This is a genomic window from Bradyrhizobium sp. AUGA SZCCT0105 (genome assembly GCF_018129565.1).
GTDB lineage: Bacteria > Pseudomonadota > Alphaproteobacteria > Rhizobiales > Xanthobacteraceae > Bradyrhizobium.
The window spans coordinates 24,109-41,066 of the sequence record NZ_JAFCMK010000005.1 but is presented as its reverse complement, the minus strand read 5'-3'; the positions used below and the strand labels follow the sequence as shown (position 1 = coordinate 41,066).

The following is a 16,958-nucleotide window of genomic DNA, read 5'->3' as shown; positions in this document are numbered from 1 at the left end:
TCGTGGCACTGCAATCGCAGGTATGACGCGACGCCGCGATGGCTCCGCAACACGCTGTCGCAGCCGCCTCTCTCTGCCCGACAACGCCAAACGGCTGTGGATCGTTCAGCCAAGTTAACGTTATCCCGGCTTAAGGCGGGACACCCTGGCCGCGGACATGGACCTGCCGCCCCCCAGTTGCGATACTAACCTTCTGTTAAGGCTGTCGTCCTGTGGCCGCCGGCGATCCGGCAAAGCTAAGGAAGAAGCCAAACCATGCGGTCAAATCTTGCGTGATGAGTGACGCGGAATTCCAGATCCAGGCGCTCGGCGACGTGCGGCTGGCGGACCATGCGACGAGCGGCCTGCCGGCATGGCTGTGGTCGGCCGACGGCGCACGGATTCTGTGGGCCAATCCGGTCGGCGCGCAGGTATTCGGTGCTGCCAATGGCGCCGATCTGGCGAAGCGCGCCTTCGGCCCGGCCGATCCACATCGCCGCCAGGTCGCGCGGCTCGGGCCGAGCCTCGACGCAGGCGGCGCGGTGCGGCTGGAGCGGCTGCGCGGCTTTGGCGCGGCGCCCGGCATGCTCGCGACCTGCGGCTGCAGGCGGATCGAGCTATCAGACGGCAGCCACGGCATCCTGATGAGCGCGCTCAATGCGATCGGCCGCAACATGCCGCTCGCCGAGCGCTTGCTGCGGCTGGTGCAAGGCTTGCCGCGTCCAGCGGCCGCCTTCAACGGCGACGGACTTTTGGTCGCAACCAACGAGGCGGCGCGTTCGCTGCCCGGCCTGCACGATCTCACCGAAGCCGGCCTCGATGCCGCGCGCGACGAAGCGCTGGCGCAGGGCCGCGCGGCAGCGAGCGTTGCGATCGGCCGCGTCGTGCTGCAGCGGATGGGCCACGGCGCCGATCGCGCGCTGATCGCGCTGATCAAGCCCGCGGCGCATCTCGCCGCCAAACCGGCGGCACCGATCGAGCCCGAGCCGGTTGCGCCGGAGACGGCTGCACCGGAAGCACCGGGACGCGCAGCAGCGCCGCAAGAGGCCGCGGCAGTCGAGCCACCACCAGCACCGGCCGCCGTCGAACCGCCAACCGCGCGTGAAGAAGCCCCCGCGCCCATAAGCGAAGCGCCGGCCAGCTTCACGCTGTTCGATGCGCTCGACCCGCAGTTGGAAGAGCGCATCGCGATCGAGCCGATCGCCAGCGCGGCTGAATCCGAGCCTACGGGCGCGGCTCCATCTCCCGCGTCGGAAGAGACGCACGTCGAGACCGCGCCCGTCGAGGCCGCGGCATTCGACACCACGCCAGACGAAACTGCCGCCGTCGAGGAGCCGTTATCGGAAGCGCTCATCGAAGTGCCCGCTGAGGCACAGGTCGAAGCGCTCGCGCACCCTGCTCCATCGCTCGCGTCGGCCGAACTAACGCATGCAGAGCAAGCACCGGTCGAGACCGCGCCTCTCGACACCACGCCTGACGAACCTGCCGCGGTCGAGGAACCGCTATCGGAAGCTCTGATCGAGGTGCCCGCTGCGGCACCGATCGAAGCGCCCAAGCCGCAGCCCACGCCCGCTCTCGAAGAGACGGCACACGCGCCAACTCCAGAAGCATCGGCGCCACCGGCCGATGCCGTGCCCTCGCCTTATGCGATCGCCGATGCGCCACCTCCTCCGCCTGCCGCCGAACCGGCGCCTGCGACGCTGGCGCCGATGACGCCGCCATCCTGGCTCGACGAGCCGCTGCCGGTGCGGCGGCATCCGCTGCGCTTCATGTGGCAGATGGACCATGAGGCCCGCTTCTCGCTCGGCTCCGACGAATTCACCCGCCTGATCGGCCTGCACACCGCGGCAGGCTTCGGCCGTCTCTGGAGCGACATCGCCGAGAGCTTTGGCCTCGATCCCGAGGGCCGCGTCCTCAAGGCGGTCGCCAGCCGCGACACCTGGAGCGGCATCACGCTGCACTGGCCGGTCGACGGCGGCGGCCGGCTGCCGGTCGAACTGTCCGGCCTGCCGGTGTTCGATCGCAACCGGAATTTCGCCGGCTACCGTGGCTTTGGTGTGTGTCGCGACCTCGACGGGCTTGCGCGACTCGCCGCATTGCGCCGCTATGAGTTCTTCAGCGGCTCGATCGCGCCGCGCACCGCCGCGCCGCCCGGGCCCGCCGCGCCGCATGATGTTGCTCCGCCGCCCGACCCGACCGCAGCACCGCCCGAGGAATTGACCGAGCCGAGCGCAGCAGAGACTTCACACCAAGCCGATCCGGATCACGCCGTGGAAACGCCGCAAGAAACGACAGGAGGAACGCAGGAGGAAACGAACGACGTGCGCCACGACCCGCCGCAGAATGTGCTGCCGTTCCGTCTTGCCGGTGATACGCGGCCGCCGTCGTTGACGCCGGTCGAGAACAACGCCTTCAACGAGCTCGCCCGCCAGTTGTCGGCGCGGCTCGAGAGCGAGGCTGGCCTCACCGCGACAACGAACGAGCCCGCCGACACGGAGGCGATTGCCGAAGCGCCGCCCGCCAGCGAACCGGAGGCGGAGGCGCCGCAGCAGCAAGAAGCGATCGCGCAGCTCGATGCGCCGGCCGACGCGCCAAAGGCCGGTTGGCTCGCCGCGACGGAACCCGCACCGCGCGGAGAGTCCCGGCGCGACCGCGCGCTACTCGATCTCTTGCCGGTCGGCATCCTGATCTACCGGCTCGACCGCCTGCTCTATGCCAACCACGCCTTCCTCGCCCGCATGGGCTATGACAGCCTGCACGCACTGGAAGCCGCCGGCGGGCTCGACGCGCTCTATGTCGAGCCCGGCGTCTCGCAGGCAAGCAGCACGTCGGGCACCGGCACGCCGGTGACGATCTCCGCGAACCAGAACGCGGACGACGGCGCGCAGTCCGTGTCCGCGGAGGCACGGCTGCACACCATCACCTGGGACGACGATTCCGCGCTGGCGCTGATCTTCTCACGCACGCTGGACGAAGACGCCGCGGTCGCGGCCGCGCTGTCCGATCCGGATCACGAGCCCAAGCCCGTGGCTGCCGCCGAGCCGGTGCTTGCGCCACTACCGCCGCAGGCCGGCCACGCCGACGCCGAGGAGCTCGGCGCGATCCTCGACACCGCGGCCGAAGGCATCATCATGTTCGATGCCGAGGGCAACATCCATTCCTGCAACCGCAGCGCGGAGGCGCTGTTCGGCTATGACGGCGACGAGTTCATCACGCATAATCTCGCCGACCTGTTCGCGCCGGAAAGCCAGCACGGCATCTTCGACTATCTCACGAGCGTGAAGTCGGCCGGCGTCGCCAGTCTGCTCGACCACGGCCGCGAGACGCTCGGCCGCGTGCGCCAGGGCGGCATCATCCCGCTGTCGGTGACGATGGGCCGCACCCGCGCCGACGGCCCGAACTTCTTCGCGGTGTTCCGCGATCTCTCGCAGACGAGGAAGAGCGAGGGCGAATTGCGCGAGGCGCGGCGGCTTGCCGAACGCGCGGCGAACGCCAAATCCGACATGCTGGCGCGGATCAGCCACGAGCTGCGCACGCCGCTCAACGCCATCATCGGCTTTTCCGAGGTGATGATCGGCGAGCGCTTCGGCGCGCTCGGCAACGAGCGCTATGTCGAATACATGAAGGACATCCGCGCCTCCGGCGAGCGGGTGATCGCGATTGTCAATGACCTGCTCGATCTGTCGCGGATCGAGACCGGCAAGCTCGACCTCGCCTTCACCAGCCAGAACCTCAACGAGATGGTGGAGAGCTGCGTCGCTGTCATGCAGCCGCAGGCCAATCGCGAGCGCATCATCATCCGCACCTCGCTCGCGCACACGCTGCCGCCTGTTGTCGCCGACGCCCGCGCGCTGCGCCAGATCACGCTGAACCTGATCGGTAACTCGATCCATCTCGCCAATGCCGGTGGCCAGGTGATCGTCTCGACCGCGCTGTCGGATTTCGGCGAGGTGATGCTGCGCGTGCGCGACACCGGCCAGAGCCTCAACGACAACGAGGTCGCCGCGGCGCTGGAGCCGTTCCGCGCGCCGACGCCGTCCGATCAGGCCGGCTCCGGCGGCGTCAGCCTGTCGCTGACCAAGGCGCTGGTCGAAGCCAACCGCGCCAAATTCCAGATCCGCACCGGCGGCCGCACCGGCACACTGATCGAGATCGTGTTCTCCCACGCCGCGGCGCGGGTGTGAGAGGCGGGTCCGCCCCCTCTCCAAGGGGTAAACCCCAATGCACTGCGAAAATCTGTCGCGCTTGATCGGCGCGGCACGGCATAAATCTTGCTGCAATTCCGATTGTTTGAAATTCATTATCTCGCGAACCCAGCCCGCTTTCCGGGCATCTGGATCTGGCGGATGCGCTGCCTCGTCGTCGCCGACTTGCATTATTCATTGCCGCAGTTCGACTGGCTGCTGGCGGCCGCGCCGCAATTCGATCTGGTGATCTTCGCCGGCGATGCGCTCAACCTCGGCTCGGCGGTCGATTTCCGCGCCCAGATCGTCGTCGTCACGAAATACCTCGCGCGCCTCGCCGGCCTCACGCGCGTGATCTTCTGCTCGGGCAATCATGACCTCGACGAGCGCAACGCAGAGGGCGAGAAGGTTGCGCGATGGGTCGCCGCCGTCAGGGAATTCGGCGTGGCCTGCGACGGCGACGATCTGACCATCGGCGACACGCTGTTCACGGTGTGCCCGTGGTGGGACGGCCCGATGGTCAAGGCGCGGATCGACGACCAGCTGCGCGAGGCAGCCGCCATCCCGCACCGCCGCTGGGTCTGGGTGCATCACGCCCCGCCGGCGGATTCCCCGATCAGCTGGGGCGGCAAGCGCTTCTTCGGCGACGTCGAGCTGCTGCGCTGGATCGAACGCCACCATCCGGCGATGGTGATCTCGGGCCATGTGCATCAATCGCCGTTCATCCCGAACGGCTCGTGGTTCGACCGGATCGGGACGACCTGGGTGTTCAATACCGGCCTGCAGCCCGGCCGGCCGCCGGTCTACATCGTGCTCGATCTCGCCCAGGAGAAGGTTTTCTGGCTCGCCGCCGGCGACGCGCAGATCGTCGATCTCAACGCCCCCCTGCATCGACCGGCAACGCCGCTCGGCGAGGCGCCGGACTGGCTCACATCCTTGGATCGGATTGCCGATCCGAGCCTGGCGCGACCTGCATCGGCGGCAGGTTGATCATGCTCTGCAGCACTTCGCTGACCATCGCCAGATGGGTGCCGTGATCGGCATATTGATGCATCAGATCGGCAAGATAGGTCGTGGCGACATGCAGCCGTTGCGCCAGGAGCTGCGCGATCAGCAGCGCCAGCGCAGGCTGCTCCCGCAGGAACGACGCTGCATCGTCGAATTCGTACAGGACGCAGTTGGACGCCGTGCGTACCTTTGCGCTGTGCGGCCTGTCGAGCAGAACACTCATCTCACCGAACACCGCGCCGGGCTCGTCGATCACCGCGACCAGACTGTCGCCCTTCACGACCTCGACCTTGCCCTCGAGCAGCACGAACAGGTGACCTGTCTGGCCGCCCTCCTCGATGAAATCCGTGCCGGCCGGCAGGCTGCGCCTGCTCCCGCCCGTGCAGTGATCAAGGATCGCCCGCATGCTGTTTCGCCTCCGTCTGCTGTCAGACTAGGCGGAGATGTGGCCGAGGTGAACGGGATTAGCCGGGCGGTCTGCCCAAATTGTCGGCAGGCCGTGCGTCAGGGACGGAGCGGCCGAAGGGCTCCCTCTCCCGCTTGCGGGGGAAGGTCGGGGTGGGGGCTCTCTCCGCGAGTCCCAGTGTGGAGAGAGCCCCCACCCGCATCTCATCTTCGATGAGATGCGACGTCCCCCGCGAGCGGGAGAGGTGCACTGTTTCCGCGGCCCGGACGATCCAGCCACCCTACTGCTTGATCTCCAGCGTCTGGCGCTTGCCGGCGGCGATCGAGAACGGCTTTTCCGCCTTCTGGCCGTCGGCGTAGGTGCCGACCGCGACGTAGTCACCGGCGCTGAGCGCGACGTTGTAGGTCGCCTCATAGCTCACCGAGACGCGCTTGCGCTCGTCATTGATGTCGCGCTCGGCACCGTAGATGTCGATCTCCTGGGCGCCGTCGGCCTTGATCCCGACCACGCCGGCGTTGAGGTTGACGTTGATCCGGGTGGGCGCGCCGGACTTCACCTCCGCACGCGCCGTGCCTTTGGCCTCGCCGACCGTCACCATCACCTCGTAGCTGCCGCCGGGCAGATCGAACTTGGATTCGGCGTCGTATTCCTGCGCAACCTTCTCGCCCTCGTCACCGTCGGCCTTGGCCGGCTGGTGCACGGCGACCACGAGGTCCTTCTCGACCTTGGGGCCGCCCTCGGCATAGGTGGTGGTGACGATCAGCTTGCCGACGTCGAGGGTGAGCTGGACGTTGCTGGAGTCACCCGCGGCGACCGCGAACGGCTTGCTGGTCTTCGACTGCCCCTTGGTCAGCGTCAGTGTGTAATTGCCCGCGGCGAGCACGAAGCGCGGCACCGCGTCGTATTCCTGCGCGACCAGTCTGCCGCCCTTGTCGGAGACCTGCCAGACCACGTCGTCGACCTTGGCAGCCCCGCCCGCAACCGAGCCTTCGCTGGTGACGTAGCCGGCATCGAGGATGACGTCGAGCGCGGCCGGCTTGCCGTTCTCGACCTTGAGCGGAAACTCGCGCTTGAGCTGCCGGTAGCTCACTTCCACGATGTAATCGCCGGGTGCGATATTGTCGGCGAACGGCGCACCGTAGAAGGTGTTGACGTGCTCGCCCTTCTCGCCTCCGGCGCGCTTGTAGACGCCCCAGTTGACGTCCTCGTCGCTGATCGGATCGAGCCCTTCGGCGAGCCGCGCCACGCCGCGGAGGTTCTTGCCGAGATACGGATCGGCGGCCGCCGGCTTCGGCGGCGCCTCGCTTGCGACCTTGGTGCCTTGCGTCGCCGCCACCGCCTTGGTCAGTGCGCCGGTGAGGCTCGCGGCGTTGCCGGCATCGAGATAGACGCCGCCGGTCGCGCGCGCGATGCATTGCAGCTGGCTCTTCGCCGCGGGGTCGGCGACGTCGAGGCCGATGACATGGGCGGTGAAGCCGATGCCGGCCTTCTTCAGCTCGGCCGCGGCCGCGCACGGATCCGGCGCGCAGGTCTCGATCCCGTCGGAGACCAGGATCACATTGGCCTTGTTCTCGGTCGAGTGCAGCGCCTCGGCGGCGGCACGGAGCGAACCCGAGATCGGCGTCTTGCCCTTCGGGTTGATGCCGTCGATCGCGGCCTTGATCCTCGCCGGATCGAACTTGCTGACCGGCACCATCAGCTCGATGTCCTTGCAGTCACCCTTCGAGCGATGGCCATAGACCATCACGCCGAGACGATCGGCGGGATTCCATTTCGACAGGATGGCATCGACCGCCTGTCGCGCAGCCGAGATCTTGCTCTGCCCATCGACCAGGCCCCACATCGAGCCGGATGCATCGAGCACGAGAATGGTGTCGGTCCCCTGCGCTTGCGCCTGCGCCTGGGCGCCATGAAGTGACAGCAACGCCAGGCCAAGCGACAGCAGGCCGGCAACGAACGAGCGGCGAAAAACCTTAATCACGGATCGATCCTCGATGATGAAGACAATCGGAGGGCAAAGACGGCTGCGGCGGCGGGCATGTCGTGAGATCATTCGCACCTTGCCACAGCTGCGCCCTCCTTCGATCCGGATTTTGTTTTTTGTTGGCCGGATTGCTGATGCGATACATTTCCGGCGCGCACGCGACGAAACGCCAAAACGTCTTTGATTGGCGTCACTTGCGTCCGAACATTTGGACTATTGCGACACGCGTTTGGACTAACGCGACACGCGGGTGACGACTAAATTGCTTCCAGAGTTGCGCGCATCGAGCTCGTCGGCGTGAGCGTCATCACAGATGACGCTGCTTTGCACTAGATCGCACTACTCCCACACGTCTGGCGCGACGCGCCCGGCGAAGGCGCAATCGATGACCCGATCCTGTCGATCACGGTCGACGATCAGTCGCAGCAGGTCCGGGCGCGAGTAGTGGCCGCCGATATCGCATAGCGCCTTGGCGGCGAGAACAACCTCCCGCGATCCGTCAGCGATCAGGATGGTCTCACCTTGCGCCGGCCCCGCGATGATCTCACCGCGTGGATCGATGATTACGCTGTCGCCGCTGTACTCGATCGTCGACAGCTCGCGATAGCGTTCGGGCGTCGCCTCGTGCGACCGCATGCCGCCCACGGCGATGACGTAGCAACCCGCCTGGGACGCGAACGCGCGTGACAGCAGGAGCTGTCGCGGCCACAGCGGCGTGGGTGACGGCGGCGCCACGGCGGGCTCTCGTCCCGGCCACGCGGCGACGTGGATCTGCGTTCCCTGCGCCGCCAGCGCATAGCCGGGCAACATGGTGTTGTGCTCCCAGCAATTGAGCCCGCTGATCCTGCCATAGGGCCGCTCATGAACCCGCAGGCCGACCGCGTCGCCATCGGCCCACACCGAACGCTCGTTGAAGGTCGGCTTGAGTTTGCGATGACGGCCGAGAATCCGCCCCTCGCGGCCGATGAACAGAAGCGTGCAGTAGACCGTGCCCTTCGTTACTGCGTCGCGTTCGGCAACGCCGATCACGACATCGATCCCGGCGCCCTCTGCGGCATCGCAGAGCCGGTCGGTGGCCGGCGACGGAATCTCGACGGAGCTATCGAGATATTCCGCCATGGCGCGAAAGGTGCTCGGCCCGGTCGGCGCATGACAGAAGAACGGATAGCCCGGCAGCCAGTTGCCCCCATGGCACCGGCCTCGCGGATCAGGCGACAGGCCTTCTCCACCGACGCCTCGCGATCGAACGGTACCGCGGCGGCCTGGATCGCCGCGAGCCTGAAATGCGTATCGATTGCCATGGCCGGGTGCCGCATCACGCGACGCCGTTGCGGGCAGCATCAAGCGCGCCCGCAAGCAGCTCGAGCGCCTTGACGCGCCGTCGCCGTGCAAGGCGTTCTTCGCCGACCTTGCGTTCATGCTCGCCGGCGATGAAGGCCTGAATGTCCGGCAGCAGACGAATGACGCCGCGGCTGCCCCACTGGCCATCCGGTATCTCGGTCGGAAACACCCAGACTTGCGGCGCCACATCCTCGTACGAACCACCGTCAGCGCGTACCACGGCAGCGGTCACGTCCTTCACCAAAGCCGCGCGGGAGGCTTCGGTGTACTGCCCCTCGGGCACCGTCGGCACGATGCGATAGCGTGGCGACGGCGACGGCTCGCCCGCCACGTAGACGGCGGCCGGCCGATGCAGGAACACGACGGTGACGCCTTGCGCAACCTTGTTGGCCGGGTCGAATCCCTCGTGACCGATCAGGATATCGCCGAGCTCCTTGATGAGCCGCGCTTCCGCTGCCGGCTTCAAGGCTCCTTCGGGAATTGTGACGTCGATCATCGGCATTGAGAGACCTCCTGTTGTTGCCAGCACGAGGTCTATGCGCGGGGTGCTTCCGACAGCAGTGGCAGTATCGCCATTCTCAGGGCAAATTCGGACACGGCGTCGTCAGCCGGCAGGCGCCATGCGCGCGGGGACACGCGCAAACCGGCGCTGGTATTCGCGCGGTGAAAGCCCGGTTTCGCGCTTGAACAGGCGGCGAAAGGTCGACAGATCGTTGTAGCCGACACGCGCACTGACCGCGTCGAGCTTCAGCCGCCTGGATTCGATCAGGCGCTTGGCCACGTCGACGCGCAGCGCCTGCAGATATTGCAGCGGGGCCTCGCCGACCGCGAGCTTGAAGCGGCGGTTCAGGGTGCGTTCGCTGACCGAAAGGTCGCGCGCCAGCCTGGCGAGGCTGAAGCCCCGCTGCAGCGACTTCTCCATCAGGCTTTGCGCCTGCGCCACCAGCGCGTCGGAATGCTGGGTGTCGTGCGTGCGGCTGGCATAGGACGCCTGCGAGACGCGATTGCCGTCGATCAGCATCAGCTTGCCGGTCTCGGCGGCCAGATCGGCGCCGGCGAACTTCTCGACCAGCCGAAGCGCAAGATTGAGCGAGGTGGTCACCGCGCCCGAGCAGACGATCCGGTTCTGCTCGGTGAGGATCTCGGCGACGCGCAGATCCACCGCCGGGTAACGCATCGCAAAGGTCCGCCCCTTCGCCCAATGGGTGGTCGCGACCCGGCCGTCGAGCAGGCCGGCTTCGGCGAGGATGAAGCTGCCGGTGCAATAGGATGCGAGCAGGGTGCCGCGCTCATGTTGCCGCCGCAGCGCGGCGAGCAACGGCTCGACCGTATCGAGCCGGGCGAAGAAGCGTTCGATATCGCCGACGAACGGCCCGGGGATCACCACCGCATCCGCCGCAGACCGCGCGCTGATCGCTCCATCGACGCCAATGATTTGGCCGGACGCGGTCTGCACCGGCCGGCCATTGAGTGACTCGACGCGCCACCGCAGCTGGGACGGCTTGCCGTTGTGGCGCTGCGGCCGCTTCGCCGCCACCGAATTGGCGGCCGTGAACACGTCGACAATGCCCGCAACGCCCGAAGCGAGGATACCGTCATAGACCCAAATCCGGATGAGTGGCATGGCCATGTCCGATCTTGCACAAAGTGAGGCAATTCTGCCATCGCGCGCGCGAGCGGGCAAGCGACGGGCGCCGGCCGCCGATGTGACGGCCGGACGGACAGCTCCCCGGGGGACCCATGGGTGCGATCGGCACCCGGCTTTCCCTGCGCCCTCTGATCTCAGAGCGGCGAAACGAAGAGCAAAGCTCGGACAATCATGTCGCGAGAGCGCGAAGCTGTGTCCCTCCTCATCTGTCATCGCCCGCGAAGGCGGGCGATCCAGTACGCCGCGGCTTATCGATTCGAGCACAACTGCCTCTGGAATACTGGATCGCCCGGTCGAGCCGGGCGATGACACCGAGATGCGGTACGCAATAGCGGTGCGTCGTATCGTGCGAAAACTATCGAAGGCCAGGACCCATTACCCCAAGTGCTGGTTGGTGCGCGACGCTGGGGCCGCGATCCCGCTCACTACCGAATACGGTGGTTATGGGTCCTGGCTTTCGCCAGGACGACGGCGGTGTATATGATCGCTTTCTACGTGCCCCCTTGCCGCCGCCTCAGATCCCCCGCGCAAATCGGCGAAAGCCCGGCGCGCCGGTCAGCGCCTCGAATGCCGCATCGCGCTTCTCCTCGGCGAAGGCAAAACCGGCCATGGTGTAGCAGCGCTCGGCCGCCTCGTTGCCGATCAGGAACGAGATCGATGCCCGCGAATAGCCGGCGGCCTTGCCGTCTGCGAGCGCGCGGGCGATCAGGGCCTGCACCAGGCCGCCGCCGCGATGCGACGCTTCGGCTGCGACGTGCTCGATCAGCCAGTCGCCCTCGCCGCCCTGAACCCAGCAATTGCGGGCATAGCCGCCGCGCGCGACGATGCCGTCGGCATCGGCACCGGTCTCGGCCGCAACCTCCTCGATCGCCGCGCGTGCGGCGACGACCGTTCCGGATGCAGGCATGGCACACAGCGCGGCAGCCGGCACTCCGTCGACCTCAGCAATCAGGAAATGGGCGACATGGTACCATGACCGCACCCGCGCCACGGCGAGCCGCGCCATGAACGCGAGACACTCCCCCTCCGGCCGGTCGAGCACGATGTCGAACCAGCCGCGCGGCAACGGGCCGCGCTGCGCGGCCAGCACGATGCGGGCGATGAAGCCGGCGTCGTCGGATCGTGCGGGACGGATCGTGGATCGTCCCGCGCCGGTCATCTCAGGTGTTCGTCAGCGCGACGCGGAATTCCGCCTCGGTCTTGGCCTTGACCTCGTCGAGCGTGACGCCGTCGGCGAGCTCGATCAGCGCCATGCCGTCCTTGCCGTGCTTGTCGATGGTGAACACCGCAAGGTCGGTCACGACCATGTCGACCACGCGCTCGCCGGTCAGCGGCAGATTGCACTGCTTGAGCAGCTTCGCGCCGTCCTTGGCGGAATGCTCCATCACGACCACGACGCGCTTGACGCCGGCAACGAGGTCCATAGCGCCGCCCATGCCCTTCACCATCTTGCCGGGGATCATCCAGTTGGCGAGGTCACCGTTCTGCGCCACCTGCATGGCGCCGAGGATCGACAGATCGATATGGCCGCCGCGCACCATGCCGAAGGAATCCGCCGACGAGAAATAGCTGGTCGAGGGCAATTCGCTCACGGTCTGCTTGCCGGCATTGATGAGGTCGGCGTCCACCTCGTCCTCATAAGGGAACGGTCCCATGCCGAGCATGCCGTTCTCGCTCTGCAGGTTCACGTCGACGCCGTCGGGGATGTAGTTCGAGACCAGCGTCGGGATGCCGATACCGAGATTGACGTAATAGCCGTCGCGCAATTCCTTGGCGGCGCGGGCGGCCATCTGTTCACGGGTCCAAGCCATGGGGCTCTCCTGAAAATCTATGTTTTAGGCTGCGGGACGCGGGCGGGTGTTGCGGAACTCGATCCGCTTCTTGCCGGTCCCGACCTCGATGATGCGTTTGACGAAAATGCCGGGGGTGTGGATGTGGTCCGGGTCGATCTCGCCGGCCGGCACCAGATGCTCGACCTCGGCGACGGTGACCTTCGCGGCGGTCGCCATCATCGGGTTAAAGTTGCGCGCGGTCTTGCGGTAGACGAGGTTGCCGGCGGTGTCGCCCTTCCAGGCGTGCACGATGGCGACGTCGGCGAACAGGCCGCGTTCCATGATGTACTTCTCGCCGTCGAATTCCTTCACTTCCTTGCCTTCGGCGATCAGCGTGCCGACGCCGGTCTTGGTGTAGAAGGCCGGGATGCCGGCGCCGCCGGCGCGGATGCGCTCGGCCAGCGTGCCCTGCGGGTTGAACTCGAGTTCGAGCTCGCCGGCGAGATATTGCTGGGCGAACAGCTTGTTCTCGCCGACATAGGACGAGATCATCTTCTTGATCTGGCGTGTCTCCAGCAGCCGGCTGAGGCCGATGCCGTCGACGCCGGCATTGTTGGAGACGACGGTGAGGCCCTTGACGCCGGAATCGCGGATCGCGTCCGACAGGGTCTCGGCGATGCCGCAGAGGCCGAAGCCGCCCGACATGATCATCATGCCGTCCTTGAGGAGACCATCGAGTGCCGATTTGGCGTCGGGATAAACCTTGTTCATGCAATGAATACCTGATGGAGGGCGCGGAACGGCTCTGTCCAGCGGATTATTAGGCGAAATCTTCGCAATGCGTCAATCACGGCCCCGTGCGGCGACCGGCGGCGGCCTGCGACATCAACATGGCCTTGAAAGCGACAAGAAAACCCTTCAAGTTGCGTGGGTTGGCACCGGCTTCCATTGCGCAGCCGGCAGTGTTCGACGACGACCCGACAAAACTCAACCCGACCGGATATGTCATTGACGATTGCCCAAGGAATTAAGCGCCTGGGGATGCCGATCGCGGCGCTTCTCGGCTTGGCGCTCGTCGGGCTGGTCGGAACGTCGTGGTTCCTCAACCGGGACGCGCTGCGGAGCGCGGTGGAAGCGCAGATCCGCGCCGTGACTGGGCTCGAGCTCGTCGTCAACGGGCCGATCGACGTTTCGGTGTTTCCCGGCAGCTATGTCTCCTTTCACAATGTCGGGCTGAAGGGCGCCGATACCATCGATCCTGCCTTGCAGGTCGACGTGCTGACCGCGAACCTGCGCCTGCTGCCGCTGTTGCTGCGGCGGTTCGAGATTGCCGACGTCATGATGCTCCGCCCGCATATCCATGTGGTTCGCGACAGCGCCGGCGAGAGTAACTGGACCCCGTTCGTCGAGACCATCGCCAAGACGATGACGCCCGGCGCCGAGAATCAGGTGTCGTTCTCGGAGATCAGGATCCAGGACGGCGAGCTGAATTACGAGGACGGCACCAACCACATCTCCGAACAGCTCGGCGACATCGACCTGTCGCTGGCCTGGCCCTCCATCTCGCGTTCCTTTGCCGCAACCGGCCAGTTCGACTGGCGCGGCGAGCGCGTCGACGGCTCGATCAGTGCCAGCGATTTCGTCGCGCTGCTGTCGGGCGACCGTTCCGGCCTCAAGGCGCGGCTTGCCAGCGCGCCGCTGAAGATTGCGTTCGACGGAACCGTCGCCAACCGCACCAGCCTGATGATGGAAGGCACGGCCACTATGGACAGCCCGTCGCTGCGCAACGCGTTGCGCTGGATGGGCCAGGCGCCGCCCGGCGGCGGTGGCGGCTTCGGCCGCTTCGCACTGAAGGCTCGCGCCAATGTGGTCGGCGGCTCGGTCGCTCTGACCAATGTCAATGTCGAGCTCGACGGCAATGTCGCCGAGGGCGTGATGACCTACGCCAATAACGGCCGGCAGACGCTGCAGGCGACGCTTGCCGCCGGCAATCTCGATTTCACGCCCTACATCTCGACATTCCGCCTGCTGGCCAGCGGCCAGCGCGACTGGAACCGGCAGCTGTTCGACCTCTCCTCGCTGTCGTCGACCGATCTCGACATGCGCCTGTCGGCCGCCAAGGTGACGGTCGGCCCGTCCAAGCTCGGCCGCACCGCGTTCGGCGCCAATCTGCGCGGCGGCGCGCTCGCGCTCAGTGTCGGCGAGGCGCAGATGTATGGCGGCATCGCCAAGGGTTCGTTCGCGATCGCGCGCTCGGATGCGGTCGCCGACGTCAGGGCGCAATTCCAGTTCACCGATGTCGATCTGCAGGCCTGTGCCAGCGAACTGTTCGGCATCAACAAGCTGTCCGGCCGCGGCAACCTCAACGTCTCCCTGACGGCGTCCGGCTCGAGCCCGTTCGGGCTCGCGTCGTCGCTGGACGGCACCGCGACGCTGAACGGGCATGACGGCGCGATCGCCGGCTTCAACGTCGAGCAATTGCTGCGGCGGCTGGAGAAGCGGCCGCTGTCCGGTGGCGGCAATTTCCGCTCCGGCTCGACGCCCTATGACAATCTCAGCGTCTCGGTGAAATTCGCCGACGGCGTCGCGACCGCCGACGACATCCATGTCGAGAGCCCCGCGGCGAAGATCACGCTGACCGGCACCGCCTCGGTGCCGTCGCGCGAGTACGATCTCAAGGGCGTCGCCAGCCTGACCTCGGCGGCGGCCGGCGGCACCGCGTTCGATCTGCCCTTCGTGATTCAAGGCCCGTGGGACGATCCGTTGATCTTTCCCGATCCGGAAAGCCTGATCCGCCGCTCGCCCGCATCCGCCCCGCTGCTCGACGCCGTGAAGGATCGCAAGACCCGCGATGCGGTGCGCTCGGTGATCGAGCGCATCACCGGCGGAGCCGCACGGCCCGCGGCCGCGCCCGATGCAGCGGCCGGCGCACCCGCCAACGCACCGGCGACAGCGGCCGAGAATGCCAAATCGAACTGATCAAAGTCGAACTGACCAAGGATCGAACTGATCGATCCATTCACTTTCCGCATCAATGTAGCGGGACTGATCCACGCTCTCCCGCGAGCCCCCTACAGAAGTCGTCGACGCGGCATCTTTATCGGGTCACGGGCATGCGCTAGTGTTTTCCCTAACCGGTTAAAAAAACCGGCCTCATGAGGGGAGAAGAACGTGAGATCCAAGGTTATCGGTGCGCTATCAATTGCGGTCGCTGCGGTCGGCCTGTTCGCCGCAACTGCACCCGCTCTGGCCCAGGGCAAGACGATCACCGTCTGGTGGGGCAAGGGATTTTACAAGTCCGAAGACGACGCGCTGCTCGATACGATCAAGAAATTCGAAGCCAAGACCGGCATCAAGGTCGAACTGTCGCAATACGCGATCCAGGACATGATTCCGAAGACCGTCGCCGCGCTGGACTCCGGCACCGTGCCCGACGTCGCCTATTCCGACACCTACGATGTGCAGGCCCAGGGCAAGTGGGCATTCGAGGGCAAGCTCGAAGACCTGTCCGACATCATGCTGCCGATGAAGGACGCCTTCGCGCCGAACACGCTGGAAGCGGCCCTGCTCTACAATGACGTCACCAAGAAGAAGTCCTATTACGGCTTCCCGCTCAAGCAGCAGAGCATGCACGTCCAGATCTGGGGCGACATGCTGGAGAAGGCCGGCTTCAAGGCCGATGACATCCCGACCAAGTGGGAGGATTACTGGACGTTCTGGTGCGACAAGGTGCAGCCGGGGATCCGCAAGGCGACCGGCCAGCGCACCTACGGCGTCGGCCAGCCGATGGGCGTGGAATCCACCGACTCGTTCCAGTCGTTCTACACCTTCATGGACGCCTACCACGTCAAGCTGGTCGACGACGACGGCAAGCTCCTGGTCGACGATCCCAAGGTGCGCGACGGCCTGATCCACGCGCTGAAGGATTATACCGACACCTACATCAAGGGCTGCACCCCGCCGTCCTCGACGACCTGGAAGGACCCGGACAACAACGTCGCCTTCCACAACAAGACGATCGTGATGACCCACAATTTCACGATCTCGATCGCGGCGAAGTGGTTCGAGGATTCGACCAACCCGGCGCTGACCGACGCGCAGCGCGCCGCCGGCAAGCAGGCCTACGAGCACGACATCATCACGGCGTCGTTCCCGAAGGCGCCAGACGGCTCGACGATCCGGTATCGCTCCGACGTCAAGACCGGGCTGATCTTCGCCAACGCCAAGAACAAGGCCGAAGGCAAGCAGTTCATCAGCTTCCTGATGCAGGAAGACAATGTGCGGCCCTATATCGAAGGTGCGCTCGGCCGCTGGTTCCCGGTGACCAAGGCCAGCCAGGCGAGCCCGTTCTGGCAGGCCGACCGGCATCGCAAGGCGGTCTGGAATCAGTTCACCGGCGGCACCGCGCCGTTCGACTTTACCAAGAACTGGAAGTTCACCATCCTGAACAATGAGAACGTCTGGGCCAAGGCCATGAACCGCGTCGTCAGCGAGAAGGTGCCGGTGGACAAAGCCGTCGACGAACTGATCGCCCGCATCAAGCAGGTCGCGGGGTAACGTAAAGGATGACCGGCACTGCCGCCACTTGCTCCGTGTCGTCCCGGCGAAAGCCGGGACCCATACGCCGCGGCAGCAG

12 protein-coding genes are annotated in these 16,958 nt (G+C 66.2%); 4 read left to right on the top strand and 8 right to left on the bottom strand.

What is annotated here, in order from left to right; genetic code table 11:
* Window positions 1-275: 275 nt before the first annotated feature.
* On the top strand, window positions 276-4,163 hold the full coding sequence (locus JQ573_RS23145) for a PAS domain-containing protein (RefSeq protein WP_212316268.1): 3,888 nt from the start codon (window positions 276-278) through the stop codon (window positions 4,161-4,163).
* Between the two features lie 162 nt (window positions 4,164-4,325).
* Window positions 4,326-5,153: a metallophosphoesterase gene (locus JQ573_RS23140; protein ID WP_212316270.1), complete on the top strand. Its 828-nt coding sequence runs from the start codon at window positions 4,326-4,328 to the stop codon at window positions 5,151-5,153.
* On the opposite strand, the gene JQ573_RS23135 is transcribed toward JQ573_RS23140, so the two are convergent.
* The 8 genes from JQ573_RS23135 to JQ573_RS23100 form a co-directional block, all read right to left on the bottom strand.
* Complete coding sequence (locus tag JQ573_RS23135; RefSeq protein ID WP_212316272.1) at window positions 5,092-5,577, bottom strand: cyclic nucleotide-binding domain-containing protein; 486 nt, start codon at window positions 5,575-5,577, stop codon at window positions 5,092-5,094. The genes JQ573_RS23140 and JQ573_RS23135 overlap by 62 nt on opposite strands.
* 280 nt (window positions 5,578-5,857) lie before the next feature.
* Window positions 5,858-7,558: a VWA domain-containing protein gene (locus JQ573_RS23130; protein ID WP_212316274.1), complete on the bottom strand. Its 1,701-nt coding sequence runs from the start codon at window positions 7,556-7,558 to the stop codon at window positions 5,858-5,860.
* 342 nt (window positions 7,559-7,900) lie between these two features.
* Window positions 7,901-8,680 carry a nitrilase-related carbon-nitrogen hydrolase gene (locus JQ573_RS23125; RefSeq protein ID WP_249132191.1) on the bottom strand — a complete coding sequence of 260 codons (780 nt, stop codon included), beginning with the start codon at window positions 8,678-8,680 and terminating at the stop codon, window positions 7,901-7,903.
* Between the two features lie 196 nt (window positions 8,681-8,876).
* Window positions 8,877-9,404: a Tautomerase enzyme gene (locus tag JQ573_RS23120; protein WP_212316278.1), complete on the bottom strand. Its 528-nt coding sequence runs from the start codon at window positions 9,402-9,404 to the stop codon at window positions 8,877-8,879.
* Window positions 9,405-9,506: 102 nt separating this feature from the next.
* On the bottom strand, window positions 9,507-10,532 hold the full coding sequence (locus JQ573_RS23115) for a GlxA family transcriptional regulator (protein ID WP_249132189.1): 1,026 nt from the start codon (window positions 10,530-10,532) through the stop codon (window positions 9,507-9,509).
* 532 nt (window positions 10,533-11,064) lie between these two features.
* Window positions 11,065-11,709 (bottom strand): GNAT family N-acetyltransferase, encoded by a 645-nt coding sequence (locus JQ573_RS23110; protein ID WP_212316280.1) that lies wholly within the window; start codon window positions 11,707-11,709, stop codon window positions 11,065-11,067.
* 1 nt (window position 11,710) lies between these two features.
* Entirely contained in the window at window positions 11,711-12,361 is a 651-nt protein-coding gene (locus JQ573_RS23105) for a 3-oxoacid CoA-transferase subunit B (RefSeq protein ID WP_092123540.1), read from the bottom strand.
* 24 nt (window positions 12,362-12,385) lie between these two features.
* Window positions 12,386-13,093, bottom strand: a complete 708-nt coding sequence (locus tag JQ573_RS23100) for a CoA transferase subunit A (RefSeq protein ID WP_092123538.1) — start codon at window positions 13,091-13,093, stop codon at window positions 12,386-12,388.
* Between the two features lie 231 nt (window positions 13,094-13,324).
* Here JQ573_RS23100 and JQ573_RS23095 point away from each other — a divergent pair, with 231 nt between their 5' ends.
* Both JQ573_RS23095 and JQ573_RS23090 read left to right on the top strand, forming a co-directional pair.
* Window positions 13,325-15,301, top strand: coding sequence for an AsmA family protein (locus tag JQ573_RS23095; RefSeq protein WP_212316282.1), 1,977 nt, complete (start codon window positions 13,325-13,327; stop codon window positions 15,299-15,301).
* 192 nt (window positions 15,302-15,493) lie between these two features.
* Window positions 15,494-16,879: an ABC transporter substrate-binding protein gene (locus JQ573_RS23090; protein WP_212316284.1), complete on the top strand. Its 1,386-nt coding sequence runs from the start codon at window positions 15,494-15,496 to the stop codon at window positions 16,877-16,879.
* Window positions 16,880-16,958: the final 79 nt, after the last annotated feature.

Coding starts and splice junctions, on each gene's coding strand:
- JQ573_RS23145 (WP_212316268.1), top strand. CDS start 276: ATGAGTGACGCGGAATTCCAGATCCAGGCGCTCGGCGACGTGCGGCTG.
- JQ573_RS23140 (WP_212316270.1), top strand. CDS start 4,326: ATGCGCTGCCTCGTCGTCGCCGACTTGCATTATTCATTGCCGCAGTTC.
- JQ573_RS23135 (WP_212316272.1), bottom strand. CDS start 5,577: ATGCGGGCGATCCTTGATCACTGCACGGGCGGGAGCAGGCGCAGCCTG.
- JQ573_RS23125 (WP_249132191.1), bottom strand. CDS start 8,680: ATGGCGGAATATCTCGATAGCTCCGTCGAGATTCCGTCGCCGGCCACC.
- JQ573_RS23120 (WP_212316278.1), bottom strand. CDS start 9,404: ATGCCGATGATCGACGTCACAATTCCCGAAGGAGCCTTGAAGCCGGCA.
- JQ573_RS23115 (WP_249132189.1), bottom strand. CDS start 10,532: ATGGCCATGCCACTCATCCGGATTTGGGTCTATGACGGTATCCTCGCT.
- JQ573_RS23110 (WP_212316280.1), bottom strand. CDS start 11,709: ATGACCGGCGCGGGACGATCCACGATCCGTCCCGCACGATCCGACGAC.
- JQ573_RS23105 (WP_092123540.1), bottom strand. CDS start 12,361: ATGGCTTGGACCCGTGAACAGATGGCCGCCCGCGCCGCCAAGGAATTG.
- JQ573_RS23100 (WP_092123538.1), bottom strand. CDS start 13,093: ATGAACAAGGTTTATCCCGACGCCAAATCGGCACTCGATGGTCTCCTC.
- JQ573_RS23095 (WP_212316282.1), top strand. CDS start 13,325: ATGTCATTGACGATTGCCCAAGGAATTAAGCGCCTGGGGATGCCGATC.